This window comes from Micromonospora sp. CNZ280, assembly GCF_011759515.1.
Genome location: NZ_JAAOYP010000001.1, coordinates 1,900,223 through 1,925,600, shown reverse-complemented (window position 1 = coordinate 1,925,600; position 25,378 = coordinate 1,900,223). Strand labels below are relative to the sequence as shown.

27 protein-coding genes are annotated in these 25,378 nt (G+C 73.5%); 11 read left to right on the top strand and 16 right to left on the bottom strand.

Features of this window, described 5'->3' with window-relative positions; translation table 11 throughout:
- Positions 1 to 17: 17 nt before the first annotated feature.
- From FHX32_RS09180 to FHX32_RS09160, 5 genes are all read right to left on the bottom strand, one after another.
- Positions 18 to 3,209, bottom strand: coding sequence for a UvrD-helicase domain-containing protein (locus FHX32_RS09180; protein ID WP_167180321.1), 3,192 nt, complete (start codon positions 3,207 to 3,209; stop codon positions 18 to 20).
- 61 nt (positions 3,210 to 3,270) lie between these two features.
- The gene (locus FHX32_RS09175) at positions 3,271 to 4,515 is read right to left on the bottom strand and encodes a metallophosphoesterase (RefSeq protein ID WP_167180320.1); all 1,245 of its coding nucleotides are present in this window, start codon (positions 4,513 to 4,515) and stop codon (positions 3,271 to 3,273) included.
- An 11-nt stretch (positions 4,516 to 4,526) separates the two neighbouring features.
- Positions 4,527 to 4,805 carry a MoaD/ThiS family protein gene (locus tag FHX32_RS09170; protein ID WP_486480975.1) on the bottom strand — a complete coding sequence of 93 codons (279 nt, stop codon included), beginning with the start codon at positions 4,803 to 4,805 and terminating at the stop codon, positions 4,527 to 4,529.
- A 2-nt stretch (positions 4,806 to 4,807) separates the two neighbouring features.
- A complete protein-coding gene (moaA, locus tag FHX32_RS09165; protein ID WP_167180319.1) occupies positions 4,808 to 5,821 on the bottom strand; it encodes a GTP 3',8-cyclase MoaA in 1,014 nt (337 codons plus the stop codon).
- Positions 5,818 to 6,732, bottom strand: coding sequence for a fructosamine kinase family protein (locus FHX32_RS09160; RefSeq protein WP_167180318.1), 915 nt, complete (start codon positions 6,730 to 6,732; stop codon positions 5,818 to 5,820). Before FHX32_RS09160 ends, moaA begins: the two co-directional genes overlap by 4 nt.
- Positions 6,733 to 6,980: 248 nt before the next feature.
- Here FHX32_RS09160 and FHX32_RS09155 point away from each other — a divergent pair, with 248 nt between their 5' ends.
- From FHX32_RS09155 to FHX32_RS09145, 3 genes are all read left to right on the top strand, one after another.
- Positions 6,981 to 8,030, top strand: a complete 1,050-nt coding sequence (locus tag FHX32_RS09155; protein WP_167180317.1) for a DUF4192 domain-containing protein — start codon at positions 6,981 to 6,983, stop codon at positions 8,028 to 8,030.
- A gap of 77 nt (positions 8,031 to 8,107) precedes the next feature.
- Entirely contained in the window at positions 8,108 to 9,658 is a 1,551-nt protein-coding gene (locus FHX32_RS09150; protein WP_486480974.1) for an MFS transporter, read from the top strand.
- A gap of 37 nt (positions 9,659 to 9,695) precedes the next feature.
- Positions 9,696 to 10,283, top strand: coding sequence for a TetR/AcrR family transcriptional regulator (locus FHX32_RS09145; protein WP_167180316.1), 588 nt, complete (start codon positions 9,696 to 9,698; stop codon positions 10,281 to 10,283).
- A 41-nt stretch (positions 10,284 to 10,324) separates the two neighbouring features.
- On the opposite strand, the gene FHX32_RS09140 is transcribed toward FHX32_RS09145, so the two are convergent.
- Positions 10,325 to 11,257 (bottom strand): SMP-30/gluconolactonase/LRE family protein, encoded by a 933-nt coding sequence (locus FHX32_RS09140; RefSeq protein WP_167180315.1) that lies wholly within the window; start codon positions 11,255 to 11,257, stop codon positions 10,325 to 10,327.
- Between the two features lie 114 nt (positions 11,258 to 11,371).
- Between FHX32_RS09140 and FHX32_RS09135 the strand changes: the two genes are divergently transcribed.
- On the top strand, positions 11,372 to 11,833 hold the full coding sequence (locus tag FHX32_RS09135; protein ID WP_486481090.1) for an Lrp/AsnC family transcriptional regulator: 462 nt from the start codon (positions 11,372 to 11,374) through the stop codon (positions 11,831 to 11,833).
- 34 nt (positions 11,834 to 11,867) lie between these two features.
- Here FHX32_RS09135 and FHX32_RS09130 read toward each other — a convergent pair whose 3' ends face one another.
- On the bottom strand, positions 11,868 to 12,056 hold the full coding sequence (locus FHX32_RS09130; protein WP_167180313.1) for a DUF397 domain-containing protein: 189 nt from the start codon (positions 12,054 to 12,056) through the stop codon (positions 11,868 to 11,870).
- Complete coding sequence (locus FHX32_RS09125) at positions 12,047 to 12,814, bottom strand: Scr1 family TA system antitoxin-like transcriptional regulator (RefSeq protein WP_167182461.1); 768 nt, start codon at positions 12,812 to 12,814, stop codon at positions 12,047 to 12,049. Before FHX32_RS09125 ends, FHX32_RS09130 begins: the two co-directional genes overlap by 10 nt.
- A 597-nt stretch (positions 12,815 to 13,411) precedes the next feature.
- On the opposite strand from FHX32_RS09125, the gene FHX32_RS09120 reads away from it, so the two are divergent.
- On the top strand, positions 13,412 to 13,663 hold the full coding sequence (locus tag FHX32_RS09120) for a flavin reductase (protein WP_167180312.1): 252 nt from the start codon (positions 13,412 to 13,414) through the stop codon (positions 13,661 to 13,663).
- A 354-nt stretch (positions 13,664 to 14,017) separates the two neighbouring features.
- Complete coding sequence (locus FHX32_RS09115) at positions 14,018 to 14,899, top strand: thioredoxin family protein (protein ID WP_167182458.1); 882 nt, start codon at positions 14,018 to 14,020, stop codon at positions 14,897 to 14,899.
- 109 nt (positions 14,900 to 15,008) lie between these two features.
- Here FHX32_RS09115 and FHX32_RS09110 read toward each other — a convergent pair whose 3' ends face one another.
- From FHX32_RS09110 to fdhD, 4 genes are all read right to left on the bottom strand, one after another.
- Positions 15,009 to 15,161, bottom strand: a complete 153-nt coding sequence (locus tag FHX32_RS09110; RefSeq protein ID WP_167180311.1) for a hypothetical protein — start codon at positions 15,159 to 15,161, stop codon at positions 15,009 to 15,011.
- Positions 15,162 to 15,213: 52 nt separating this feature from the next.
- Positions 15,214 to 15,420: a helix-turn-helix domain-containing protein gene (locus FHX32_RS09105; protein WP_026874506.1), complete on the bottom strand. Its 207-nt coding sequence runs from the start codon at positions 15,418 to 15,420 to the stop codon at positions 15,214 to 15,216.
- Positions 15,420 to 15,899 (bottom strand): DUF2975 domain-containing protein, encoded by a 480-nt coding sequence (locus FHX32_RS09100; RefSeq protein ID WP_167180310.1) that lies wholly within the window; start codon positions 15,897 to 15,899, stop codon positions 15,420 to 15,422. The genes FHX32_RS09105 and FHX32_RS09100 overlap by 1 nt, the downstream gene beginning before the upstream one ends.
- A 151-nt stretch (positions 15,900 to 16,050) precedes the next feature.
- Positions 16,051 to 16,905, bottom strand: a complete 855-nt coding sequence (fdhD, locus tag FHX32_RS09095) for a formate dehydrogenase accessory sulfurtransferase FdhD (protein WP_167180309.1) — start codon at positions 16,903 to 16,905, stop codon at positions 16,051 to 16,053.
- 6 nt (positions 16,906 to 16,911) lie between these two features.
- On the opposite strand from fdhD, the gene mobA reads away from it, so the two are divergent.
- From mobA to FHX32_RS09080, 3 genes are all read left to right on the top strand, one after another.
- Positions 16,912 to 17,634, top strand: coding sequence for a molybdenum cofactor guanylyltransferase (gene mobA, locus FHX32_RS09090; protein ID WP_486481089.1), 723 nt, complete (start codon positions 16,912 to 16,914; stop codon positions 17,632 to 17,634).
- The gene (locus tag FHX32_RS09085) at positions 17,631 to 17,897 is read left to right on the top strand and encodes a DUF6457 domain-containing protein (RefSeq protein WP_167180307.1); all 267 of its coding nucleotides are present in this window, start codon (positions 17,631 to 17,633) and stop codon (positions 17,895 to 17,897) included. The genes mobA and FHX32_RS09085 overlap by 4 nt, the downstream gene beginning before the upstream one ends.
- A gap of 93 nt (positions 17,898 to 17,990) precedes the next feature.
- The gene (locus FHX32_RS09080) at positions 17,991 to 19,094 is read left to right on the top strand and encodes a YbjN domain-containing protein (RefSeq protein WP_167180306.1); all 1,104 of its coding nucleotides are present in this window, start codon (positions 17,991 to 17,993) and stop codon (positions 19,092 to 19,094) included.
- 61 nt (positions 19,095 to 19,155) lie between these two features.
- On the opposite strand, the gene FHX32_RS09075 is transcribed toward FHX32_RS09080, so the two are convergent.
- Positions 19,156 to 21,048 carry a beta-propeller domain-containing protein gene (locus tag FHX32_RS09075; RefSeq protein WP_167182455.1) on the bottom strand — a complete coding sequence of 631 codons (1,893 nt, stop codon included), beginning with the start codon at positions 21,046 to 21,048 and terminating at the stop codon, positions 19,156 to 19,158.
- Positions 21,049 to 21,174: 126 nt separating this feature from the next.
- Positions 21,175 to 21,633 carry an Lrp/AsnC family transcriptional regulator gene (locus FHX32_RS09070; RefSeq protein WP_088996627.1) on the bottom strand — a complete coding sequence of 153 codons (459 nt, stop codon included), beginning with the start codon at positions 21,631 to 21,633 and terminating at the stop codon, positions 21,175 to 21,177.
- 59 nt (positions 21,634 to 21,692) lie between these two features.
- Between FHX32_RS09070 and ddaH the strand changes: the two genes are divergently transcribed.
- Positions 21,693 to 22,526, top strand: coding sequence for a dimethylargininase (gene ddaH, locus FHX32_RS09065; RefSeq protein WP_486480973.1), 834 nt, complete (start codon positions 21,693 to 21,695; stop codon positions 22,524 to 22,526).
- 80 nt (positions 22,527 to 22,606) lie between these two features.
- Here the strand turns inward: ddaH and FHX32_RS09060 are convergent, their stop codons facing one another.
- The gene (locus FHX32_RS09060) at positions 22,607 to 23,803 is read right to left on the bottom strand and encodes an ABC transporter substrate-binding protein (protein ID WP_167180305.1); all 1,197 of its coding nucleotides are present in this window, start codon (positions 23,801 to 23,803) and stop codon (positions 22,607 to 22,609) included.
- 79 nt (positions 23,804 to 23,882) lie between these two features.
- Positions 23,883 to 24,680 (bottom strand): alpha/beta hydrolase, encoded by a 798-nt coding sequence (locus FHX32_RS09055; RefSeq protein ID WP_167180304.1) that lies wholly within the window; start codon positions 24,678 to 24,680, stop codon positions 23,883 to 23,885.
- Positions 24,681 to 24,763: 83 nt separating this feature from the next.
- Here FHX32_RS09055 and FHX32_RS09050 point away from each other — a divergent pair, with 83 nt between their 5' ends.
- Positions 24,764 to 25,363 (top strand): bacterial proteasome activator family protein, encoded by a 600-nt coding sequence (locus FHX32_RS09050; RefSeq protein WP_167180303.1) that lies wholly within the window; start codon positions 24,764 to 24,766, stop codon positions 25,361 to 25,363.
- Positions 25,364 to 25,378 lie beyond the last annotated feature (15 nt).

Below are 25,378 nucleotides of genomic sequence, written 5' to 3'. Positions count from 1 at the left end.
GCCGGGCCGCCGGCCGGTCAGATCAGCCGGAGCTGGCGGTCCTTCGGGCGGCGCGGCTCGGTCTCGCCGAAGCGTTCGAACAGGCCGGGATCGATGGCGTCGAGGAACGGCGACGGGCGGCACTCGCGTTCCGAGCCGTGCCGGCTGCGGCGCGCGGCGTGGCTGACGTACAGCCGGTCCTGGGCGCGGGTGAGGCCGACGAAGAACAACCGCCGCTCCTCGGCCACCGCGTCGTCGTCGGGCTCGCTGCCGGGCCAGCGCAGCGGCAGCAGCCCGTCCTCGCAGCCGACGAGGAACACCACCGGGAACTCCAGTCCCTTGGCCGCGTGCAGGGTGAGCAGGGTGACCGCCTCGGCCCGCGGGTCGAGGGCGTCCACCTCGGCGCCAGTGGCCAGCTGGGACAGGAAGAGCGGCAGGTCGTCGCCGCAGCGCCGGGCCAGCGGGGTGAGCAGGTCCACCGCCGCCCGGACGTCCTCCGGGCGGACCGCGCCGGCACCGTCCAGCGTCGGCACCGCGAAGCGTTCCGCCAGCACCTGGCCGGCCAGCCGGACCCGGGCGGCCAGCGAGCCGTCGAGCCCGCCGGCGTGCCGCAGCTCCCGGGCGATGGCGGCCACCCCGGGCCGGTCCCGCAGCCGGTCGTGCGAGCGCTTCTGCACCGGGATGTTGGCCCGGGCCAGGGCGTCCACGATCGGCGCGGCCTGGGCGTCGGTGCGGTAGAGCACCGCGATGTCGGAGAAGGAGAGCGACGTCGAGCGGCCGTCGATCCGGCCGGAGTCCAGCGACCGGTGGGAGAGTCCGCCGACCAGTTCGTCGACGGTGCGGACCACGAAGTCGGCCTCGTCGGCGACGGACGCCGCCGGGTAGCGGCCGACCAGCGGAGCCTCCGGGTCGAGCCGGGCCGGGTCCAGCCGGCGGCCGCGGACCAGCGACGACGGCGCGATGGCCTGCACCGCGGCGGCCAGGATCGGCGCGGACGAGCGGTAGTTGCGGTTCAGCCGCACCAGCCGGGCGTCGGTGAAGTCCTGGGAGAAGCGCAGGAAGTAGCCGACGTCGGCGCCGCGGAACGAATAGATCGCCTGGTCCGGGTCGCCGATCGCGCAGAGGTTGCCGTCGGCCGGGCTGAGCAGCCGCAGCAGCTCGTACTGCACTGCGTCGACGTCCTGGTACTCGTCGACGAAGATCCACCGCCAGCGGTTCCGGTAGCGCTCGACCAGCGCCCGGTCCTCGCGCAGCAGCGCGACCGGCAGGGTGAGCAGCTCGTCCAGGTCGACCAGGCCCTGCTTGCGCAGCAGCGCGGTGTACGCCGTCCGGTCGTCGCCGGCCTCGGAGCGGGCCGCCGTCCGGTCGGCGTCGTCGGCGATCCGGAAGTCCACCGGCAGCCCGGCCGCCTCGGCGTGCTCCCGCAGGATGGTCAGCCCGAGCGAGTGGAAGGTGCCGACGGTGACGTCCTCGGCGACCGGACCGAGCAGCCCGTCGAGGCGGTGCCGCAACTCCTCGGCGGCCCGCCGGGTGAACGTGATCGCCAGGCAGTGCTCCGGGAAGACGTTCAGCTCCGCGCACAGGTACGCGATCCGGTGGGTCAGCGTCCGGGTCTTGCCGGTGCCCGGTCCGGCGACGATGAGCAGCGGCCCGCCCGGCGCGGAGGCGGCCACCCGCTGCATCGCGTCGAGCCGGTCCAGCAGGCCGGTGCCGACCTCCTCCATGCCGGCGAGCATCGGCTCGAACGGCTCGTGCGGTGAGGGGGGCGGGGCGATCGGCGGCGGCGGTGGGCTGGGCTTCCGCTTCGGCTCGGCCTTGGCCGCCGCCGGGCGCTTGGCCCGGGGTCGGGCCGCCGGCTCCGCGGGCCTGCGCTGCGCCGGCACGGGTACGTCGAACAGCGTCTCGGCCTGCGTCCCCGGCATCGGTCCGCCCAGCTCGGCCGGGTCGAAGAGGGTGATCACGCCGTACTCGCCGTCGTAGCCGGGGACCCGGCGCACCTCGCCCCGGCGCAGCCGGCCGATCCCCTCGGCGAGTACCTCCCCGCCGACCCGCGCGATCTCGTCCAGCGGGGTGCGGGTGAGGATCTCCAGCTCCGGGCCGAGCGCGGCGAGCAGGTCGTTGAGCTTCCCGTCGACCTTCTTGGACCGGGCGCCCACCTTGTTGATCTCGCCGAGGATCTCGGCGAGCGGCACCAGGTGGGTCACCTCGCGGGCCTGCTCGGGGCGGTGGCCGGCCGGCCGGTCGGCCAGTTCCTCGACCCGGCTGAGCACGCCGACGGTGAGCGGCTTGCCGCACTCGGGGCAGCGCCCGCCGGCCGCGCGGGTCTGCTCGGGGGCCCAGTTCACCCCGCAGAGCCGGTGCCCGTCGGCGTGGTACTTCCCCTCCTCCGGGAAGAACTCGATGGTCCCGGCGAGCCCGTCGCCGGTGCGCAGGGCGTCCCGGACGGCGAAGTAGTCGCGGGCGGTGGCGAACACGGTCGCCTCCCGGGCCAGCGCCGGCGGCGAGTGCGCGTCCGAGTTGGACACCAGCCGGTACGCGTCCAGGCTGCCGACCCGCCAGTTCATCTCCGGGTCGGAGGAGAGGCCGGTCTCCACCGCGAAGATGTGCCCCGCCAGGTCGGCGTAGCAGTCGGCGATCGCGTCGAAGCCGGACTTGGAGCCGAGCGCGGAGAACCAGGGCGTCCAGATGTGCGCCGGCACCAGGTAGCCGTCCGGGCTGGCCTCCAGGGTGATCTCCAGCAGGTCCCGGGAGTCCAGGCCGAGGATCGGCCGGCCGTCCGAGCCGAGGTTGCCGATCCGGCCGAGCGCGGTGTTGAACCGGGCCACCGCGTCCAGGTCGGGCAGGTAGATCAGGTGGTGCACCTTGCGGGTGCGGTCGTCCCGCTTGTAGATCGTCGAGATCTCCACGCTGAGCATGAACCGCACCGGATCCGCCTCGGCCTCCCCGGCCAGCCGGGGTGGCAGCCCCCGGGCGATGTCCCGCTCCGCCTCCGGGCTGAGCCGGTAGAGGCCGGGCTCGGCCGGGTGCAGCGTCTCGCGCAGGTGGTCGTACCAGGCGGGGTGGGTGAAGTCACCGGTCCCGAGCAGGCCGATGCCCTTGCGCCGGGCCCACCAGCCGAGGTTCGGCAGGGTCAGGTCCCGGCTGCACGCGCGCGAGTACTTCGAGTGGATGTGCAGGTCCGCGACGAACGGCGGGAGGCCACCGGGGGGTGCGGCGCTGAACGGAGGCACGCCGCATCCTGCCACGGCACGCCTCGCCGCCGCGCGTCGCCACGCTCGGGGGTGAGTTGCGCTATGCCGAGCGCAGCTCGACGAGGGTGATCTGCGGCTCGGCGCCGACCCGGACCGGCGGCCCCCAGAAGCCGGCGCCGTTGGTGACGTACACCTTGGTGCCGTCGACCTCGCCGAGGCCGGAGACCACCGGCTGCTGGAGCTTGACCAGCAGGTTGAACGGGACGATCTGGCCGCCGTGGGTGTGCCCGGACAGTTGCAGGTCGACGCCGAACTTCGCCGCCTCCACCGCGGCGACCGGCTGGTGGGCGAGGAGGACCGCCGGGCGGGACGGGTCCCGGTCGCCGAGCGCCGCGGTGAAGTCGGCCGGCGCGGCCAGCCCGGTGCCGGCGGCGGTGACGTCGTTGACCCCGGCCAGGTCGAGCACTCCGCCGCGGGCCCGGATCTCCCGCCGCTCGTTCTGCAGCACCCGCAGGCCCAGCCGGTCCAGCTCCCGCACCCACTCCTCGACGCCGGAGTAGTACTCGTGGTTGCCGGTGACGAAGTAGCTGCCGTGCCGGGAGCGCAGGTTCCGCAGCGGCGCGGCGGCCTCGCCCAGCTCGGCGACCGAGCCGTCGACCAGGTCGCCGACGACCGCGACCAGGTCGGCGTCCAGGCGGTTGATCGCGGCCACGATGCGTTCGGTGTGCGCCCGGCCGCGCAGCGGCCCGAGGTGGATGTCGGAGACGGTGGCGATGCGCAGGCCGTCCATGCTCCGCGGCAGCTTGGCCAGCGGGATCTGCACCCGGTCCAGCTGCGGCGGGCCGAGCGCGGTGCGGATGCCGTACCCGGTGACGCCGGTGGCGGTGAGCCCGGCGAAGATCGCTGCCCCCCGGGCCAGCAGCAGCCGGCGGGACGGGTCGTGGTCGGGCTGCCCGACGGCGCCGGCGGCCGGCGGGTCGGCCGGGCCGGTCGCGCCGACCAGGGCCGGCTCGGGCGCGGCGGCGGTCGGTTCGGCCGCGGCCACCCGGCGGCGCAGCACCAGCCTGGTCACCAGCATCGGCACTTCCAGCGCGACGAGCAGGACCAGCAGGTAGAACATGATCGCGAGCCAGAGGTAGCCGGGCCACGCCAGCCAGTACAGCCCGGCCTGGGTGCCGACCATGGTGGCCGGCACCAGCAGCGCCAGCACGAGCGCGGTGATCCCGCCGACGCGCCGCCAGCGCCCCGGCACGGTGGTGTCCCGGACCAGCCGCTTCCACAGGTAGAGGTGGATCAGGCCGGTGATCAGCGCCAGGGTCCCCACGAAACCCAGCACTGCGAGCATGTGCGCCTCCCTCAGCCGCCCGCGAAGGGGGGCAGTACGTCGATCGTGGTCCCGGCCGGCAGCGGGGCCTGACGATCGTGGCAGGTCACCCCGTCCACCAGGAAACTCGCCACCCGCAGCACGGCGGCGAGCCGGTCACCGTGCCGTTCGGTCAGGTCGGTGACGAGGTCGTCGAGGGTGCCCCCGGCCGGCACCGTCTCCTCGGTGCGGCCGGCGGCCGCGCGCGCCCCGGCGAAGTAGCGCACGGTCAGCGGCGGCGGCCCGGCGGCGGGCCGGGTCGGGTCGGTCACGGTCAGCCTCCGATGGCCGACATCGGCCGGGCGGGTTGCAGGAACGTCGGGTCGTCGATGCCGTGGCCGGCCCGCTTGCCCCACATCGCGGTACGCCAGCGGCGGGCGATCTCGGCGTCGTCCGCCCCGGCCCGCAGCGCCCCGCGCAGGTCGGACTCCTCGGTGGCGAACAGGCACGCCCGTACCTGGCCGTCGGCCGTGAGCCGGGTGCGGTCGCAGTCGCCGCAGAACGGCCGGGTGACGCTGGCGATCACACCCACCCGGGCCGGACCGCCGTCGACCAGCCAGGTCTCGGCGGGCGCCGCGCCGCGCTCGGCCGGGTCGGGCCGCAGGTCGAAGGTGGTACGCAGGGCGGCGAGGATCTCCTCGGCGGTGACCATGGCGGCGCGGTCCCAGCCGTGCTGCGCGTCCAGTGGCATCTGCTCGATGAACCGCAGCTCGTAGCCGTGGTCGAGGGCGAAGCGGAGCAGCGCCGGCGCCTCGTCGTCGTTCACGCCCCGCATCAGCACCGTGTTGACCTTGACCGGGGTGAGCCCGGCCGCGGTGGCGCCGGCCAGGCCGGCCAGCACGTCGGCGAGCCGGTCTCGGCGGGTCAACCGGGTGAACCGGTCCGGATCCAGCGTGTCCAGCGAGACGTTCACCCGGTCGAGCCCGGCGGCGCGCAGCGTGGGGGCGAGCCGGGCCAGCCCGATGCCGTTGGTGGTCAGCGAGATCCGGGGGCGCGGTTCGAGCGCCGCCACCTCGGCGACGATGCCCACCAGCCCGGGCCGGATGAGCGGCTCGCCGCCGGTGAAGCGCACCTCGGTGACGCCGAGGTCGCGCACCGCGATCCGGACCAGCCGGACGATCTCCGCGTCGGTGAGCAGTTGCGGCCCGGCGAGCCAGGGCAGGCCCTCGGCCGGCATGCAGTACGTGCAGCGCAGGTTGCACTTGTCGGTCAGCGAGACGCGGAGGTCGCGGGCGACGCGGCCGTACCGGTCGACGAGGGGGCCGTCGGTCGGCTGGGCGGCGGTCATCCGTCGACGGTAGCGCGTGTGAGCCCGCCGAGGGCGGCCCGGGCGGCCCGGGCGACCGCATCGCGGTACGCGGCGCCGAACAGGGCGGTGTGCACCAGCAGCAGGTGCAGCTGGTGCAGCGGCACCCGGTCCCGCCACCCGTCGGCCAGCGGCCACGCCTCGGCGTACGCGGCGAGGATCCGGTCGAGGTGTGGCGCGCCGCCGAAGAGGGCCAGCTGGGCCAGGTCGGTCTCCCGGTGCCCGCCGTGCGCCGCCGGGTCGACCAGCCAGGCCCGGTCGTCGGCACCCCAGAGCACGTTGCCCGGCCACAGGTCGCCGTGGACGCGGGCCGGTGGTTCGTCGCCGCCGAACTCGCCGATCCGGTCGACCACCTCCTCGACCAGGGCGCTCTCGGCGCCGCTCAACGCCCCGCCGTCGACCGAGCGGCGCAGGTAGGGCAGCAGCCGGCAGCGGGCGAACCAGCTCGACCACGGGCCGGGATCGGGAGTGTTGTCCGCCGGGAGCGCGCCGATGAAGCCGGGCCAGTCGGCCCCGAAGGCCGGCGCGCCGGCCCGGTGCAGCCCGGCCAGCTCCCGGCCGAACCGCTCGGCCGCCTCGGCGGTCGGCTCGCCCGGCTCGACCCACTCCAGCGCCAGCAGCTCGGGCAGCGCCACCAGCACCTCCGGTACGGCCACCGCGCCGGCCTCGCGCAGCCAGCGCAGGCCGGCCGCCTCGGTGGCGAAGAAACCCTCCGGCACCGGCCGCCCGGCCCGCTCGGGCCAGGTCTTGGCGAAGACCGAGTGGCCGTCGTCCAGGGTCAGCCGGGAGGCGGCACAGATGTCGCCGCCGGCCACCGGGGTCTCCCGGATCCGCTGGTGGGTCAGGAAGGTCGGCAGGTGGGACGGGTGCGCCCGCAGGTACGCCAGGTCCATGACGGCAAGGTAGCCCCTCCCCGCCCCCACCGTCCCCGTCCCGGTGTCGGCTGCGCCGGCTTCCCCACGGATCTTGGAAGATTTCGGCCCCGTCACGGGCCGTTACCCACCACGATCCCCCGCAAATCGGCGTTCGAGTGTGCCGGCGGATCGGGGTGAGCAGGGAGAATACGGTGGGTAGCTGTGGATGAGCGGCGTGTCGTCCACAGGGGCTGCCGGGCCGGGTCGCCGGACCGCAGGCTGCCGACATGACCTCGACCGACCGTCCCCGGCTCGCCGTCCGTTCCCCCGCCGACCTGATCGCCGCCGTGCCCTACCTGCTCGGCTTCCACCCCGCCGACAGCGTGGTCGTGGTGGCCATGCGCGGTCGGCGGATCACCTTCGCCGCCCGGGCCGACCTGCCAGAGCCGGCGGGCGAGGCGGATCCGGCCCGGCACCTCGCCGGGGTGATCGCCCGCCAGCACGCCGACTCGGCCACCGTGATCGGGTACGGCCCGGCGGCCCGGGTCACCCCGGCCGTCGACGCGGTACGCGCCGCGCTGGCCGGCGCCGGGCTGGCCGTGCTCGACGCGCTGCGGGTCACCGACGGGCGGTGGTGGTCGTACGTCTGCACCGAGCCGGAGTGCTGCCCGCCGGACGGCTCCCCGTACGACCCGGGCGCCAGCGCGGTACCCGCCGCCGCGGTGCTCGCCGGCCAGGTCGCCCTGCCCGACCGGGCCGCCCTGGTCGCGCAGGTGGCCCCGCTCGATGGTCCGGTCCGGGTGGCGATGCGCCGGGCCACCGCCCGGGCCGAGCGCCGGCTGACGGACCTGCTCGACCAGGCGCCCCCGGAGGATCTGCTCGGCGGCCGGTCCCTGCGCTCGGCCGGCGTGGCGGCGGTACGGGCGGCGCTGCGCCGGCAGCGTCGCGGCGAGCGGCTCACCGACGACGAGGTGGCCTGGCTGAGCCTGCTCCTGACCCACCTGCCGGTACGCGACCACGCGTGGGACCGCACCGACGGCCGCGACGCGGACATCGCCCTCTGGACCGACGTGCTGCGCCGGGCCGAGCCGGAGCTGACGGCCGCGCCGGCGAGTCTGCTCGCGTTCGCCGCCTGGCGGGCCGGGCAGGGGGCGCTGGCCGCCGTGGCGCTGGAGCGGGCGCTGACCGAACACCCCGACTACACCCTCGCGGCCCTCCTGGACGACCTGCTCCGCCGGGGCGTACCGCCGTCCGAGCTGGACGGTTGGCCGGCGGTCGGCGCCCCGGGCGTGATGCGCCGACGCAAGCGGAGACTCCCGCCACCAACCCAAGCGTGATCTCTGACCTCGATAGTTCCTTGTACTATCGTACAAGTTGTACGATCGTACAAGTAATCTCGTTGAGGGAGGGTGTCATGGCGGAAGCCGCCAGGGTCATGGCAGTAGTCGCCGCCCGGCGTGCGGGTAAGCGCGAGTGGGCGGGCCTGGCGTTGTTGGCGCTGCCGACGGCGCTGCTGGGCCTCGATGTCACCGTGCTGTATCTGGTACTGCCGAGCATGGCCACGGCGCTGGATCCCTCGGCGACGCAGACGCTGTGGATCATGGACGCCTACGGGTTCTTCATCGCGGGGTTCCTCATCACCATGGGAACCTTGGGCGACCGGATCGGCAGGCGCCGCCTACTGGTCATCGGGATGACGGCGTTCGCGGCCGTCTCGGCGTTCGCGGCCTTCGCTCCCAACGCCGAGCTGCTGATCGTCGCCCGGGCGCTGCTGGGGGTCGCCGGGGCCACGCTGATGCCCTCGACACTGTCCCTGATCTCGAACATGTTCGCCGATGTGCGCCAGCGCGCGGTCGCGATCGGGGTGTGGGCCACGATGTTCGCTCTGGGCATGGCCGCCGGACCGGTGGTCGGTGGCGCACTGGTCGACACTTTCTGGTGGGGTGCGGCCTTCCTGCTCGCCGTCCCCATCGCCGCCATGGTCCTGGCCGGGGCATGGATCCTGCTGCCCGAGTACGCGGACCCGCAGGCAGGCCGACTCGATCTGACCAGTGTGGCTCTGTCGCTGACCGCGATCCTGCCGGTGATCTACGCGATCAAACACTCCACCGTCCACGGTCCCGACCTCAGCACGGTGATCCTCACCGTCGTCGGGACGGTTGCCGGGGTGGTCTTCGTGTGCCGGCAACGCGGCCTCACCGCTCCGCTGTTGGACGTCACGCTGTTCGCGAGCCGGGCGTTCTCCGCGGCCCTGGCAGTGCTGTTGATCGGACTGGTCGGGGTGGGCGGAACCATGTACCTGGTCACCCAGTACCTACAACTCGTCGAGGGCCTGACGCCATTCGCGGCGGGACTGTGGATGGGGCCGCCCGCCCTGGCGATGTTCGCCGCGGCGATCGGCGCACCGCTCATCGCCCGGCGAGTGCGGCCCGGTCTCGTCATGGCGGTCACGCTCGGGCTCTCAGTGGTGGGCTACGCGCTGCTGGCGTTCGCGGGCACCGGGGATGCCGTGCTGGTGGTGGCCGGGTTCGCGTTCGTCTACCTCGGCCTCGGCGCGATCGCCGCGCTGGGCACCGACATGGTCGTCGGCGCGGCGCCGGCGTCGAAGTCCGGCTCGGCCGCCGCGATGTCGGAGACCGTTCAAGAACTTGGCATCGCCGTCGGTGTCGCCGTCCTCGGCAGTCTGACCACCGCCCTCTACACCTTCCGGATGGACACGCCTGCAGACGTCTCGCCCGCCGTCGCGGGTCGTCTCACCGAGAGTCTTCCCGGGGCACTGTCGGTCGCCGATCAGGTGCCAGCCGGGGTCGTGCAGGCGGCGCGGGAGGTGTTCACCAGCGGGGTGAACACCTCCGCCGCCGTGGCCGGTGTCGCCATCATCGCGGCGGCTCTGCTCTGCCTTGCAGCGTTGCGGAACGTGCAGGCGCTTGGGGAGGAGCAGCAAGCTGAAGCGGAGCAGCGGTGATGTGCCCGACTACCCTGGAACGTGTCGGAGGGGGAACATGAGCGACGAGAGCGAGCCCGTCGATGGGCGCAAGGCCCGAGGCAACAAGCGCCGCGCTGAGATCATCGACGCGACCCTCGCCATCGTCACCCGTGACGGTGCCGCCGGCGTCACCCATCGCACCGTCGCCAAGCGGGCCGGCATCGCCACCAGTCTGAGCACCTACTACTTCGCCACGCTTGACGACCTGCTCGTCGCGGCGCTGTCCAGCGTCGCCGATGTCTACACCGCGCGTATTCGCCAGATCATCGACGGCACCGGTGACAAGCTTCGTGGCCTGGCCGAGCTGATTGCCGAATCCGCTGGACCCGGCCGTGAACGCGCCCTGGCCGAACGCGAACTGTCCACCCTGGCCGCGCGTAGGCCGGCGCTGGCACCCGTCGCCCGTCGCTGGCGGGAGAACGTCGCCGAGCTGGCCGCGGCCCTCACCGACGACCCCGAAGCCATCGCCGCACTCGTTGCCGCCTCCGATGGCCTGTGCACCGCCATCCTGATCGACAACGCTCCCTCCGATCCCGACTACGTGCACCGAATCCTGGCTCGGGCCCTTGACGCGCACGTCGACGGAACAAGCACCCGGTCCTGAACCTGACGCCGATGCTGTCGTCCGGCGGTCGCGGGCGTCGTTCACGGTCGCCCGGCCTCGTCGGGTTGGGGATAGCGGGCACCGTTGACCGTGACCCGCAGCGCGTACACGCTGGTCCCGGCGGTGACGAAGAGGTGGTTGCGCTTGGGTCCGCCGAAGGTGAGGTTGGCGACGCTCTCGGGCAGCAGCAGCTTGCCGATGAGGGTGCCATCGGGGTCGAAGCAGTGCACGCCGTCCCAGGCGGCGGCCCAGACCCGCCCGGCGTCGTCCAACCGGAGACCGTCGAAGCGACCGTTGTCGCATTCGGCGAAGATCTCGCCGCCGGTCAGGGTGCCGTCGGCGGTGACGTCGAAGACGCGGAGATGGCTGGGTTCCTGCCGGGTGTCCGCGATGAAGAGTCGCTGCTCGTCCGGGGCGAAGGCCAGGCCGTTGGGGCGGCAGAAGTCATCGGCGACGACCCGCAGCTCACCGGTCGCCGGGTCGAGTCGGAACACGTAGCAGGCGCCGCCGAACTCGCTGTCGCCCTTGTTGCCCTCGTAGTCGCTGAAGATGCCGTAGCTCGGGTCGGTGAACCAGATCGTGCCGTCCGCGCGGACGACCACGTCGTTGGGGCTGTTCAGCCGCTTGCCCTGATAGCGGTCGGCCAGCACGGTGACGGTGCCGTCGTGCTCCGTGCGGGTGACCCGTCGGTTGCCCTGCTCACAGGTGATCAGGCGGCCCTGCCGGTCGACCGTGTTGCCGTTGGCGTAGCCGGAGCAGTGCCGGAAGACGCCCACGGCGCCGGTTGTCTCGTCCCAGCGCAGCAGCCGGTCGTTGGGGATGTCGCTCCACACCAGGTAGCGCCCGGCCGGGAAGTACGCCGGGCCCTCGGTCTTGCGCGAGCCGGTGTGGATGCGTTCGAGGACGAAGTCGCCGTTGATGTACTGGAAGCGTCCGTCGAGCACCTGGAACTGGGCGGGAAAGGTCTCGGCCATCGTATGCTCCTCACCGTGGCCTGCCTGATAACATTCGACAGGACGCTAACATTGCCGAACATGGTATGGGCAACTAGCAGGTTGGCTGAACCGTTCTCTAGAGATTGGGGCGCGGTGGACGACACCGACCGGGCGCTGCTGGCGGAGCTGCAGGCCGACGCCACGCAGCCGTACTCGGCCCTCGGCAAGGCGGTCGGACTGTCGGCGGGGTCGGCTCACGAGCGGGTGCGCAAGCTGCGCGAACGCGGGGTCATCCGGCGGACCACCATCGACGTCGACCCAGCCGCCGTCGACCGCGGCGTGCTCGCCTTCGTCATGTTGCAGTCCAACGCCTGGATGGGTGACCCGCCGACCCGGGACGCTCTCGCGGCCATCCCCGAGATCCAGGAGGCGCACATCGTCGCCGGCTCCTCGTCACTGCTGGTGAAGATCCGCACCCCGACCACCGAGCAGTTGCAGGCTGTGCTGCGCCGCGTCTTCGACATCGACGGTGTCACCGGCACCGAGACCGTCGTCGTGCTCGAGACGTTCTTCGAGCGACCGCTGAACGTCACCGACCCGGACCCGGCCCGGTAGAGGGATCACTTGCCCGTCGACGTGGCCAGCGGCGCTAGCCCCGCCTGAGGTTGGCGACGAACGTGCGCCAGGCTGCGGGCGAGAAGGTAAGGGTGCCGCCGTCGCGGTCCTTCGTGTCGCGGACGAGGACGACCCCGGGAAGGTTGTCCGCTACCTCTACACAGTCGCCGCCGTTGTTGCCACTCTTCGTGCTCTTGCGCCACTGTGCACCGGTCAGGTCCATGATCGAGCCGCTTCCCTGAGCATTTCCAGGGACCGCCCTCGGGGCAGGGCTTCTCCCCGGATGCGTTCCCACCGTCGATCCAGGCTAGCAACGTCCGAAGGCTGCTCAATTATCTGAGCTTGTGCCTGGCTGTCGACGTGCGCGACCCTTCCACCTTCGCTCAGCTCCGCGATCGTGAACGGCCCACCGAGCCCCGGGTACATCCCCACCTCCGCGGGCACGACGTGTATCTGGACCGACGAGAGTTCGGCGCACTCGGCCAGATGCGCACACTGCTCACGCATCAGCTCACGGTCACCGTAAGCCGGTCGGCGAAGGACGGCCTCGTCTATGACCGCAACCAGGAGAGGCGGGCGCTGGCGATGCAGGATCGTCTGCCGTCCCAGCCGCGCGCCCACGAGTTCGTTCACCTCGTCGACGGTTAGTGCCTCGCCCGCGAGAGTGGCGCGAGCGTACGCCTCGGTCTGAAGAAGACCGGGGACCCATGCGAGCTGAAACGCGCGCAGGGCGACTGCCTCGCGCTCAATGTCGACCCAGGCCCGCAGCCAGATCGGCTCTCGCCGTTTGAGGACGTCCGGCCAAAGGTCCCCTACGTCCCGCCCGAGGATTGCCGCGACTCGGGAACGATGCCGGGGCTGAGGGACGCGTCCCGGGTTGATCCATCGCTGCGCGGTCTTGGGGTCGACGCCGATCTGACCAGCGAGAGATTCCGCCGTCTCGCCGGCCTCGGCCATCGCCGCTATCAGTCCGTGGTTCATGCCGCCTCCGATGAGGACGTCCCGAACATCGACTGACCATACCTGAACGCTGTGTACCGGTCCCATCACGGACCGGATGGTGCGATCAGATGCGCGGCCGTGATGACCCGAACTTGGCGGCCGGGCTAGTGGGCCGCCTCGGCGAAGGGCGGGGCGTCCCCTCCAGATCACGAGGGAGGCATGCCCGTGCGAATCAGGTTCTGGCGCCGTCAGCCCGTCCCCACGCCGCCCCCGTCTCCGCCGTCGGCTGCGCCCAGGTCGACCCGCAACGAGCGATCGACCTGGGCGCAGCCGACGGCCGTCTTCCCGACCGCCGGTCCGGGCCGCCCGGGCAACCTGACCCCCGGCCAGCGGTGGCGCGGAAACGGAGGCCGGTGGTGAGCCTGACCATCGGCAGCACGATCCGGGTGCCCGAGGACTCCTACCGCTTCGGCACCGGGCCGCTCACGCTGCAGTCACCGAGATCCTCAGCCGCGGACCGTTCGAGGGGCACGTCTGGGCGGAGGTGCGTGGGCACGACGTACGCGAGGACGGGTCGCTCGCCGTCCGGGCGCGCTTCGCCTTCGTCCGGGTCGACCGGGTGCGCGTGGTGAGCCTGTGAGCCGCCGGTCCCGTGACCACCTGCCCACCCGGCCGACCTGGCGCTGCCAGGCGTGCGGGATCGCCTGGCCGTGTTCGGCGGCCAAGCTGCGCCTGCTCGCCGAGTACCGGACGGACCGGGCGGCCCTGCTGGTCCACCTGGCCACGCTCCAGGCCGAGGCGGCCGTGGAACTCACCGGGCTGGATCACGCCACGCCGCCGGTCGTGCTGGCCGAGCGCTTCACCAACTGGGCGCGCCCACGCGGATGACCGTTGTCGATCCGGGGACGAGCCGACGCGAGCGGGACCGGCACGCCGAGTGGGTGCCGCGCTGCTGACGACCGCCCCGCCGTCCGGGTGCGTCCGCTCACCGGCGACCACGGGTCCGCGTCGCGGTACCTCGACCGGGTGAGTCGCCCGACGTACCGCTTCGCGGCCGGTGTCGGCGCCGGGAGAATCGGCGGATCCAGGGCCCGGGGCAGGGTGGACGCGGGCCCCGCCAGGTGAGGAAATCGGGTTGAGCTCATCCGCCAGCCGGTGTCCCGTCGCGGCTCCCGAGCAGCTGCGGGCGGCGCTGACCAGGCTCCTCGCCCCGCGCCGCGGCGAGCAGGCCGGCGGTTGACGATGCCGATCCCCGCGTTCCAGGTCCAGCGGTGGGTGAACTCGCCGCCGCTGACGCCGAAGGCGCTGCGCGGCCGGGTGGTGCTGATCGACGTCTGGGAGTACACCTGCGTCAACTGGATCCGCACCTCCCCGTACGTCAAGGCCTGGCACCGCGACTACGCGCCGCTGGGCCTGACCGTCATCGGCCTGCACGCGCCCGAGTTCGAGTTCGGCCGGCACGCCGAGAACATCGACCAGGGCATCCGGGACCACGAGCTGACCTACCCGATCGCGCTGGACAACGACTTCCGGGTCTGGGCGGGCCTCGGCAACATCGCCTGGCCGGCGAGGTACCTCTTCGACGCGGACGGGAATCTCGCCGACCGGTGGATCGGGGAGGGCGACTACGACCGCACCGAGGCGGAGATCCGGCGGCTGCTCGCCGCCACGGTGCCCGAGCGCGACCTGCCGCCGGTCACCCCGGAGGCGGCGGCCTTCGCCGCGACCACCCCGCCGACGTACGCCAACCTCACCGAGGAGACGTACGTCGGCACCGACCGGCGGGTGCCGGGCAGCTTCACGCTGACCGGCGACTGGCGGGACAACGGCGAGTACGTCGAACTCGCCAGCGGCGCCGGTGAGCTCGCCCTGCCCTTCAACGCCGGCGAGGTGAACCTGGTCGTCGACCCCGGCCCCGGCCGGCCGGTCCCGGTCAGCGTGCTGCTCGACGGGCAGCCGATCGGCGCCGAACGCGGCGCCGACGTCGGCCCCGACTCGGTGGCCCAGGTCGACCGGGCGGCCATGCTCCGGCTCGTCGCCGGCGCGTCCCGCGACGACCACCTGCTGACCCTGGTCACCGACCGACCCGGCTTCCGCGCGTACGCCTTCACCTTCGGCCCCTGAGCGCCGACCGGCAGCCGGGGCCGCTTCGGGCCCTGATCGGTGGGCATCCGGTGGCCCGGACGCGACCGGGTCACCGTCGGCGCTCGGCCTCGCGCCGGCGGCGGTGCCGCTACCGGCTGCGCCGGACGGCCCGCACGCCGAACGCGATCGCCCCGACGGCCAGCATGACGCCCAGCAGTTGGAGGCCGGGCGAGTCGTCGGCTCCTCCGTACACGACGCCGGCGACGCCGAGGAGGGCGACGACCGCGAGGACGTACCTCATGGGTTCTCCCTTCGGCGGCGGCGAACTCGCCGCTCATCCCGCCAGCACGCGCTCATTCGTCGACCCACTCGAGCAGGTCGCCGGGCTGGCAGTCGAGCACCCGGCACATCGCTTCCAGGGTGCTGAACCGGACGGCCTTGGCGCGGCCGTTCTTCAGCACCGCGACGTTCGCCGGGGTGAGCCCGACCCGCTCGGCGAACTCCCCGACGCTCATCTTGCGCTTGGCCAGCTCGACGTCGATGCGGACGACGATGGGCATCAGATCACCGCCTCCATGTCGGTGCGCAGCGTGGTGGCCTGCCGCAGCAGTGCCCGCATCACCACCATCAGCAACCCCAGCACGGCGACGCCGGTGACCATCAGGAGCAGCAGCAGCGGCAGCCCGGGGTCGTCCGCGTTGAAGCCGACGTAGAGGAACACGCCCACGAGCACCACCCAGGCGGCGGCGACGGCCCAGACGATCGCGTCCACCCACACCAGCGAGGCCGGACTGAAGATGCGGTCGTGCTTGACCATGGTGAGCAGCTGCCAGGTGGCCACGATCACCACCTGGGCGCACAGCACCCAGAACACCGCGACGGCCGTCAGCGGCCACCGCAGGTACGCCAGGTCGGGCGACTCCTCGGCCATGTGCGCGAACTGCCCGGGCAGCGAGAAGGTCTGCAGCACAACCAGGATCCCGAACAACAACACGAGGAAGACCCGGAGAGGGGCCACCGCCCGATGCTCTGCGATCATGCATCGACTATCACTCGCTACCTATCGATTGTCAATAGATTCGGGGGTTTTCGGGTGGGAAGCTGACCACGAGCACGGCCGTACGCCCGACCCTGGGCCTGCTGACCACGTCCTCGGCCGGCTCGTCGAACGCTGACCGGCGCGGTCGCGCTCAGAGCGTGACCCGGTGCGGGTGGGCGTAGACGTTCATCGTGCGTCCGCGCAGGAAGCCGACCAGGGTCAGCCCGGCCTCCTGCGCCAGGTCGGCGGCGAGGGTGCTCGGCGCGGAGACCGCCGCGAGCACCGGTACCCCGGCCATCCACGCCTTCTGGGTCAGCTCGAAGCTCGCCCGCCCGGAGACCAGCAGCACGTGCCCGGCCAGCGGCAACCGCCGTTCCCGGACGGCCCAGCCGACCACCTTGTCCACCGCGTTGTGCCGGCCCACGTCCTCGCGCAGCGTCACCAGCTCGCCGTCGGCGGTGAACAGCCCGGCCGCGTGCAGCCCCCCGGTGTGGTCGAAGCCCTTCTGCGCCGCCCGCAACCGGTCCGGCAGCTCCGCCAGCACCGTCGCCGGCACGCCCACCGGGTCGTCCGCCACCGCGAAGACCGACCGGGTACGCACCGCGTCGATGCTCGCCTTGCCGCACACCCCGCACGAGCTGGTGGTGTAGAAGTTCCGGGCCGGGTCCGTGGTCGGCTCCGGTACGCCGGGCGCCAGCACCACGTCCACCACGTTGTACGTGTTGGGCGTCTCCGCGCCGGCGCAGAGCTGCGCGGTGTGCACGTCGTCCGCCGACCGGATCAGCCCCTCGGTCAGCAGGAAGCCGATCGCCAGGTCCAGGTCGTCGCCGGGGGTGCGCATGGTGACCGCGAGCGGCCGCCGGCGCCCCGGCCCGGGCGGACCGACCCGGATCTCCAGCGGCTCCTCGACGCTGAGGCTGTCCCGCCGGCGGACGGCCGCGCGTCCGTCGGTCGCCACGTCGAGGTCGATCCGGAGCACGCTCCGCCGGTCAGTCGCCCGTCCCACCCCGCCATCCTGCCCCGCGCGCCGAGCGGCCCGCAGGGCTACCGTGGCCGGGTGAGGGCGTACGCGGCGGTGGTGCTCGCGGGCGGCGCCGCGCGCCGGATGGGCGGGGTGGACAAACCGGCCCGCCCGGTCGGCGGCCGCCCGATGCGGGACCGGGTGCTGGCCGCGGTGGCCGACGCCCACCCCCGCGTCCTGGTCGGGCCGGCCGGTGCGGTGCCCGCGGGTGTCCTGATGACCCGGGAGCAGCCGCCCGGCGGCGGGCCGGTGGCCGCCGCGGCCGCCGGGCTGGCCCTGCTCGACCCGGACACCCCGGTCGTCGCGCTGCTCGCCGGCGACCTGCCGCTGCTCACCCCGGAGGCGATCGGCCACCTGCTGCGCCACCTCGACGCCGGCCCGGACGGGCGTCACCCGGCCCCGCTCGATCGGCGGCCGGCTGCCGGGCCGCCGGGGGCGGCCACCGGCGGCCGACCCGGTGCCGGCCCGGACGGGGCCTGCTTCGTGGACGCCGACGGGCGGCGGCAGACCCTCTGCGGGGTGTGGCGGGTGCCGGCGCTGCGGGCCGCCGTCGACCGGCTCGCCGCCGGGCGGGGGCTGGCCGGCGCCCCGATCCGCGCCCTGCTGGCCGGGCTGGCCGTCCGCGAGGTGCCGTGGCCCGGCGCCGGCCCGCCGCCGTGGTTCGACTGCGACACTGACTCGGACGTACGCCGGGCGGAGGAGTGGATGCGATGACGGTGCTGGACGACTGGGTCACGGCGGCCTGTGCCGAACTCGGTCTGGACCCGGCCCAGGTGCCGGTGCCGGCCGTGCTCGACCTGGCCAAGGAGGTGGCCCACCAGGTGCTGCGACCGGGCGCGCCGGTCACCGCGTACCTGCTCGGGCTGGCCGTGGGACGCGGCGCGGATCCGGCCGACGCGGCGGCCCGGCTCGGCGCGCTGGCCGGCGCCTGGCCGGTCGAACTCGGCGCCGAGCGCCCGGACGACAGCCCGGCCTGACCGCTCGTCCGCCGCCGCTGTCCGATCCCGGTCGGGGCTGATTCGGCCGCCCGGCGTCGTGGGTAGGGTGACCCGTGACGGACGGAGGCGATCATGACGGCTGACCACCCCTCGGCGCCGACCGGTGGCCCGCCCGGCGGGATGCCGGAGCACCACGAGTCGATCCTGCTCGACGAGCCGAGCACGGCCGACCTGCGGGCCAAGGTGACCCAGGCGTGGCAGGAGTTCGCCCGGGCGCTGGCCGACCGGCTGGCCGCGCTGCCGGCCGGGGCGCACCTGGAGGTGACCCTCGACCCGACCGCCTCCGGCACCGGCGACGCCATCTACTCGGTCAGCGTCGACGCCGGCGCGGAGGGGACGCTCGCCGCCCGCGCGGTCGGCAACGCCAGCCTGCCGCAGGGCTACCGCCTGGACCGCAACGCGGTGGCGGACATGATCGCGCTGGGCTGGTCGCCGCCGGGCGTGGTGGAGGGCTCCGGCGAGTACTTCGGGCTGGACTCCTCGACCGCGGAGGCCGCGCGGCTGTCCGCGCTGCTCTCCCGCACCCTGCGCGACGTCTACGGCGCCCCGCACCCCGCCTTCCTGGTCTACCTGGTGCACGACGCGGAGGGGGAGCCGCTGCCGGTCGAGTCGCTCGGCACCGCGCGCAGCGAGTTCGGCCCGGACCGGGACGTCGAGGCCGACCTGGACGAGGCGCTGGCGGCCGCCGCCAGCCAGTCCGGCGAGAGCGACGTGCTGGCGCTGGCCGAGCGGGTCCGCACGGTGGTGTCGACCATGTTGAAGTCGGACTCCGACCGGCTCCAGGTCGACTCGGACGGCGACATCAACATCCGGGCCGGGTCCGCGATGGTCTTCGTCCGGGTGCGCGACAACCCGCCCCTGGTCGACGTCTTCTCCCCGGTGCTCACCGAGGTCGAGCCGACCGAGCGGCTCTACGTCAAGCTCTCCGAACTGACCAACCGGATGCCGATCGGCCGGCTGTACTGCGCCGACGACACCGTGTGGGCGTCCATCCCGGTGTTCGGCCGCAACTTCCAGCCGACCCACCTGATGCTCGCCGTACAGGTGATGACCGGCCTCGCCGACGAACTGGACGACCGGCTGCACGGCGAGTTCGGTGGCAAGCGCTTCTTCGGCGAGGGCGACAAGCCGGTCAAGCGCGACGAGGGCGAGCACCGCACCGGCATGTACCTCTGACACCCCGCGGGGGTGGGACCCGGAATCCCCGAGAACCGGGCCCCACCCGTGGGGAGGGCGGTCAGGTCGTGGGGAGCCAGGCGAGGCTCCGCGCGGTGGTCGGGTCGGAGGCCCGCAGGCCCGCCTCGGAGACGGTCCAGAGCGTTCCGCCGACCAGCAGCGAGCGGCCCACCATGCCCGCCGTGCCCGGGTGGCGGACCGGGCCGACCTCGGTGATCGCGTCGCCGGTCACCCGGAGCAGGCGTACGTGGTCGTCGACCGGAAGGGCGACCAGGCCGCTGTCGGGGTGGGACAGGAAGGCGTGCGGGTCGAACTCCACCGAGGAGTACGCGTCGGGCACGTGGTACTGGTCGAGCCGGGTCGGTCGGGCCGGGTCCCGGACGTCGAAGAGCGACACCTGGAGCCCCTGCGTCCGTCCCCGGCGGTCGGCCTCCTGCCCCACGCCGAGCAGCCGCCCGTCGGGCAGTGGGTGCAGGTACGCCGAGTAGCCGGTGATCTTCAGTTCGCCGGTGACCCGGGGCGCGGTCGGCTCGGTCAGGTCGAGCGAGTAGAGCGGATCGGTCTGCCGGAAAGTGACCACGTAGCCGACCTGGCCGAGGAAGCGCACCGAGTAGATCCGTTCACCCCGGCCCAGGCCGGTGACCGCGCCGACCGGCGTCAGCGTACCGCCGTCGCGGCGCAGAACGCGTACGGCGGACTCCGACCGGGCGCGGCCGGCCCTGACGTCCTCGACGGTGGTGGCGACCCGCAGGTGCCCCTGCCACTCCGACAGCGCGTACTGGTTGACGAGCCAGCCGGGCACCGAGCCGGTGGCCACGTACCGGGGGCGGCCCGGGGCGGCGGTGTCGAACTGGTGGATCTCGGTGACCTGCTCGGGCAGCGCCCGGCCCCAGCGGGGCGAGCCGGGCCGGTCCGGCGGTCGCTGCCCGGCGAGGTAGAGGCTCCGCCCGGTGCCGTAGACGGTGTCCGCGTCGGCGGCCACGCTGACCGGGTCGCCGTCGCCGAGCCGGTCGCCGGCCAGGTCGAAGCTGAGCACGGTCAGCGTGGTGGTGCCGGAGAAGCGGTCCGGTCGGCTGAGCCGCTCGCAGCCGACCCGGCCGGTGTGTCGGAGGGTGCCGTCGGTCCACTCGTACGCCGGCAGCCAGGCGTCGATCCCGGCCGCCGCGATCACCGCCCGGTTGGTCGCGGTCCGCTGCGCGTCGGTGGCCCGTTCCGCGTACGGGAAGGTGAGCCGGGCGGTCGACCGGATCACCACCCGGGCGGTGCTCCCGGTCAGCCGGGCGTCCGCCAGGTGGCCCTGGATCCGGTAGGTCCCGGTCACCCGGGGCGTCCCGGTCAGGTCGACCAGGAGCAGCCGGGCGTCCGCCTCGTGCCGGCCGGCCGGTCGGGTGGCCGCGATGCCCGGCTGCACCTCCACGCCCGCGACGAGCACCAGGGCGCTGTCGCCGTGCAGCAGCAGGTTCTGCGTCGACCAGCCGACCGGCGGGGTGCTCCGGGCCAGGTCGAGGCGGCCGGTGACCCGGCGGGTCGCCGGGTCGACCACCCGCAGCACGCCGCCGGTGACCGTGACGATCCGCCGGCCGTCGGTCTTGACCAGGTCCGGCTCGTCCGCGTCGGCCTCGTGGTTGTTGGTGCCGGTGTGCTCCGGGGCCGCGGCGCCGGCCTCCCGCGCGCCGGGAGCCGCCTTCGCCACCGCCCCGGCCGCCTCGGCCGCGTCCAGGGCCACGGCGGTGCGCCAGCCGCCGGTGAAGCCCCACGGGCCGACCGACGCCGACGCGGCGGCGCGCAACCCGGCGAGCGCCTCGGCGCAGGAGTCGAAGGAGACCAGCCGGAGCGCGGCCGGTGGCGGCGCCGGCGGTGGAACGGGCGTCGGCGCCGGCGCGGAGCTGCTGCCGGCGAGCAGGGCGAGCGCGACCAGCGTGCCGGCCGCGGCGGTGGGCACTCCCCGATTCATGGCCGGTTCGACGCCGGCCGCCCCGGCCCGGTTCCCGCCCGCCCGTCCGATCTCGCCGCCGCGCTCCGGCAGCGGCACGTCTCCGGTCGGCGGTGCGTCCCGCGGATCGGCGGGCGACGCGGCCGGTCAGCCGCCGGAGGGGCCGACGCCGGGGGACTCGACCAGCCGGGACAGCACGATGGTGCTGCGGGTGGAGGTCACGAACGGCTCGGCGCGCAGCCGTTCCAGGGCCGCCTCCAGGTGGGCGATGTCCGCCGCCCGCAGGTGCACCAGCGCGTCGGCCTCGCCGGAGACGGTGTACGCGCCGACCACCTCCGGGTGCCGGCGGGCGGCCACGCCGATCTGGGCCGGGGTGGTCCGGCCGGCGCAGAACAGCTCGACGAACGCCTCGGTGGTCCAGCCGACCGCGGCCGGGTCGACGACGGCGGTGAATCCCCGGATCACCCCGGCGGCGCGCAACCGGTCCACCCGGCGCTTGACCGCCGGGGCGGAGAGTGACACCCGGGTGCCGATGTCCGCGTACGAGGCGCGGGCGTCCGCGACGAGCAACGCAATGATCCGCTGGTCAACCGCATCTATCTGCAACGTTCCGCCTCTGGCATGCAATGGTTGTGGCTGTTACCAAAGTTGTACGGTACCTACTCTTGGTGACCGTGAACCAGCAGCGAGTTCCGCGAAAGCGGACATATCTCATGTGCTCGCCCGAGCACTTCGCGGTCGAGTACGCGATCAACCCGTGGATGGACGTGACCACGCCGGTCGACCCGGAGCTGGCGGTCAAGCAGTGGGATCGGCTGCGCGAGACCCTGGTGGGTCTCGGCCACGAGGTGCACCTGCTCACCGCCGAGCCGGGCCTGCCCGACATGGTGTACGCCGCCAACGGCGCCTTCGTCGTCGACGGGACGGTCTACGGCGCCCAGTTCAAGCACGAGCAGCGGACCGCCGAGGCGGCCGTGCACCGGGCCTTCTACGAGTCCCACGGCTGGCGGTTCATCGCGCCCAGCGAGACCAACGAGGGCGAGGGTGACTTCGCGTACCTGCCGGAGGCGCACGGCGGGCTGATCCTCGCCGGGCACGGCTTCCGCACCGAGCTGCCAGCGCACGCCGAGGCGCAGGAGGCGCTCGGCCGGCCGGTGGTGTCGCTGCGCCTGGTCGACCCGCGCTTCTACCACCTGGACGTGGCGCTGGCCTCGATCGACGACACCAACATCGTCTACTTCCCGGGCGCGTTCTCCGCGGCCAGCCAGCGGGTGCTCGCCCAGCTCTTCCCGGACGCGGTCGTCGCGGACGACGAGGACGCCATGACGTTCGGCCTGAACCTGGTCAGCGACGGCCTGAACGTGGTGCTCAACAGCGAGGCGACCCGGCTCGCCGGCAAGCTCAAGGCGGCCGGGTACCACCCGGTGCCGGTGGAGCTGGCCGAGCTGAAGAAGGGCGGCGGCAGCGTGAAGTGCTGCATCGCCGAGCTGCGGCACTGAGCCGGACACCACCGGCCGGTACGACCCGGGGCCGGCCTCCCGTTGGGAGGCCGGCCCCGGCGCGTCTGCGGACGGTCCGCTCAGCCGAGCGTGGCCAGCTCGTTGATCAGGATGTTGGCGAGCACCTGGCCGTCGTTCTGCACCTCACGCAGGTACCACTTCTGCTGCGGGGTGCGCGGCTGGTTGAACTGCCAGATCCCGCGCGGGCTGTCGACCTGGCCGATCTTGCCGAGCGCCAGGTTGACCTGCTGCGGGTTGGGCTCCCCACCGGCGAACCGGATGGCCTGGTCCAGGACCTGCGCCGCGTCGTACGAGGCCATCGCGTAGGTGGTGGGGGACTGGTTGTGCTTCTTCCGGTACGCGGCGGCGAACCGGCGGTTGGCCGCGTTGTTGATGTCGGCCGAGTAGTTCAGCGCGGTCCGGATGCCCAGCGCGTACCCCTTGGGCTTGATGCTCTCCAGCACCGTGCCCTCGGTGAGGAAGCCGGGCGCGTAGATCGTCCCGGTGAAGCCGGCCTGGCGCACCGCCCGGATGAACTCGACCGCCGCCTCCCCGGAGAAGTGGCAGAACAGCGCCGCCGGCTTCCGGTTCAGCGCGGTCCGGATGTCGCTGGCGTAGTCCGACCGGTTCGGGCTCGCGTTCGCCGACGTCCAGACCACCGGGTCCTTGATCCGGGAGTCGGAGCCGCCGAACTCCTCCCGGAAGCCGCGCACCACGTCCCGGCCGCCGACGTCGTCCGGCACGATGATCGCCAGCTTGTCGGTCGGCTTCAGCTCGTCCTTCAGATAGCGGCCGAGCGCCCGGCCCGCCTCGTCCAGCACGTACGAGGTACGCCAGATGTAGACGACGCTCTGCAGGCTGGTCGGCGAGGCGTTGGAGCCGACCAGGGGCACCCTGGCCTGCTCGACGGTGTCCCGGATGCCCGCCATGACCTCCGAGTCGACCACACCGGTGAGGGCGAGCACGCCCTCCTTGAGCAGGTCCTCGACGGCCTTCTTGCCGCTCGCGGGCGAGTCGCCCTCGTCGGCGGTCAGCAGGGTGACCGGGTGGTCGCCGAGGCGCTGTTCGTTGAGGTCGAGGAAGAGTTGGAAACCATTGAGGATCTCGACACCGATCGCCTTGAGGCTGCCGGTTTGCGGCGCGACCAGGCCGATCTTGATCGGGCTTGCGGTGGTGACCGGTTCGCCCTCCGACTCTGAGCCACATCCGGCTGCGAATCCGGCGGTACCCAGGGCGGCCAGCAGTTGGAGTGCCCGCCTGCGGTTCATCTGCGACACCGAGTTCCTTCCGGGAGCGTTGCAGCGCTGATCAGCGCCCCCTCGGCGTTCTACCTGCTTGGCGACGCTGCGTCAATGCTTAGTGATCTTCATGCAAGCTTCGGAAAGCGGTTGTTACCTCGGGCCACGCCGACGACTCCGGGTCGATAAGCCCGAAGTGCTCGCATTCTGGCAGCTCGACGAGGCGGATGTCGCCGCCCGCCGCCCGGCTGGCGGCGACGAAACTCCGGCTCATCGCCACCGGAACCTGTTCATCCAGCGTGCCGTGCACGACTACGCTGCGTGTTCCGAGCGGTACCGAGGACCGCGGGTCGGCGGCCGCGTACCGGTCCGGGAACTCCGCCGGGCCGCCGCCGAGCAGCGCGGCCACCGCGCCGCCGTCCAGGTCCAGCCGGTACGCCTCGGCCAGGTCGCTGACCGGGGCCAGGGCCAGCACGCCACCGACCGCGGCCGGGGCGGTGGCCGCCGCGTACAGCGCCAGGTGACCGCCGGCCGAGTGGCCCACCAGGAGCGGCGCTCCGGCGCCGACCAGGCCGGGCATGGCGTCGGCGGCCAGCCGGGGCAGCGCCGTCACGCCGGCCACCACGTCGGCGAGCGTCCCCGGCCAGCCGCCGCCCGGCTGACCGGTCCGGCGGTACTCCAGCTGCGCCACCGGGTGCCCCAGCGCGGCCAGCGCGGCGGCCAGCGGCCCGGTGTGGCTCCGGTCGTACCCGGCCCGCCAGAAGCCGCCGTGCACCACCACCACGAGCGGCCGGGCCGGCCCGTCGCCGGCCGGGCGGCGCAGGTCGGCGACCTGGTCCGGGTGCTCGCCGTAGGCGACGGTGTGGTCCGGCGCCGGTGCCGGACGGGTGAGGACGGCGCGGGGGTCGGCGGGCATGGCCAGACGGTAGCGCGCCCGCCCGGGTGGTTCCCGCCCGCGACCCGGTCCCGGCGAGCACCGGCGGGGTCGGCTGGGTAAAGATGGATCCCATGACCGAAACGCGCTCTGGACAGAACGACGAACCGGGCCCCGGCGACACCGGCCACACCGGCACCGTGGTGGTGGTCGGCCCGGACGGCCGGCCGGTCGGCACCGTGCAGACCGAGGAGGGACAGGGCGAGGACCCGACCCGGCTGGTCGAGCAGCCGGCCAAGGTGATGCGGATCGGCAGCATGATCAAGCAGCTGCTGGAGGAGGTCAAGGCGGCTCCGCTGGACGACGCCAGCCGCAACCGGATGCGCGAGATCCACGAGCGCTCGATCGTCGAGCTCAAGGAGGGCCTCGCCCCGGAGCTGCGTGAGGAGCTGGAGCGGATCTCGCTGCCGTTCACCGAGGAGCAGACGCCGAGCGAGGGTGAGCTGCGCATCGCGCACGCCCAGCTGGTGGGTTGGCTGGAGGGCCTGTTCCACGGCATCCAGGCGGCCCTGGTCGCCCAGCAGATGGCGGCCCGGGTCCAGCTGGAGCAGATGCGCTCCGGCCGGCAGGCGCTGCCCAGCGGCCCCGGCGGGATGGTGCCCGGCATGCCCGGGATGGGTCAGCCGCAGGGCAACGAGGGGCACAGCACCGGCCAGTACCTCTGACGGTCGCCGTCCCGT

Bases quoted from the DNA above. Each gene is read 5' to 3' on its own strand.
- FHX32_RS09175 (WP_167180320.1), bottom strand. From the start codon at position 4,515: ATGCTCGCAGTGCTGGGTTTCGTGGGGACCCTGGCGCTGATCACCGGC.
- moaA (WP_167180319.1), bottom strand. From the start codon at position 5,821: ATGACCGCCGCCCAGCCGACCGACGGCCCCCTCGTCGACCGGTACGGC.
- FHX32_RS09160 (WP_167180318.1), bottom strand. From the start codon at position 6,732: ATGGACCTGGCGTACCTGCGGGCGCACCCGTCCCACCTGCCGACCTTC.
- FHX32_RS09155 (WP_167180317.1), top strand. From the start codon at position 6,981: ATGACCTCGACCGACCGTCCCCGGCTCGCCGTCCGTTCCCCCGCCGAC.
- FHX32_RS09150 (WP_486480974.1), top strand. From the start codon at position 8,108: ATGGCGGAAGCCGCCAGGGTCATGGCAGTAGTCGCCGCCCGGCGTGCG.
- FHX32_RS09145 (WP_167180316.1), top strand. From the start codon at position 9,696: ATGAGCGACGAGAGCGAGCCCGTCGATGGGCGCAAGGCCCGAGGCAAC.
- FHX32_RS09140 (WP_167180315.1), bottom strand. From the start codon at position 11,257: ATGGCCGAGACCTTTCCCGCCCAGTTCCAGGTGCTCGACGGACGCTTC.
- FHX32_RS09130 (WP_167180313.1), bottom strand. From the start codon at position 12,056: ATGGACCTGACCGGTGCACAGTGGCGCAAGAGCACGAAGAGTGGCAAC.
- FHX32_RS09125 (WP_167182461.1), bottom strand. From the start codon at position 12,814: ATGAACCACGGACTGATAGCGGCGATGGCCGAGGCCGGCGAGACGGCG.
- FHX32_RS09115 (WP_167182458.1), top strand. From the start codon at position 14,018: ATGCCGATCCCCGCGTTCCAGGTCCAGCGGTGGGTGAACTCGCCGCCG.
- FHX32_RS09110 (WP_167180311.1), bottom strand. From the start codon at position 15,161: ATGAGGTACGTCCTCGCGGTCGTCGCCCTCCTCGGCGTCGCCGGCGTC.
- FHX32_RS09105 (WP_026874506.1), bottom strand. From the start codon at position 15,420: ATGCCCATCGTCGTCCGCATCGACGTCGAGCTGGCCAAGCGCAAGATG.
- FHX32_RS09100 (WP_167180310.1), bottom strand. From the start codon at position 15,899: ATGATCGCAGAGCATCGGGCGGTGGCCCCTCTCCGGGTCTTCCTCGTG.
- FHX32_RS09085 (WP_167180307.1), top strand. From the start codon at position 17,631: ATGACGGTGCTGGACGACTGGGTCACGGCGGCCTGTGCCGAACTCGGT.
- FHX32_RS09080 (WP_167180306.1), top strand. From the start codon at position 17,991: ATGACGGCTGACCACCCCTCGGCGCCGACCGGTGGCCCGCCCGGCGGG.
- FHX32_RS09075 (WP_167182455.1), bottom strand. From the start codon at position 21,048: ATGAATCGGGGAGTGCCCACCGCCGCGGCCGGCACGCTGGTCGCGCTC.
- FHX32_RS09055 (WP_167180304.1), bottom strand. From the start codon at position 24,680: ATGCCCGCCGACCCCCGCGCCGTCCTCACCCGTCCGGCACCGGCGCCG.
- FHX32_RS09050 (WP_167180303.1), top strand. From the start codon at position 24,764: ATGGATCCCATGACCGAAACGCGCTCTGGACAGAACGACGAACCGGGC.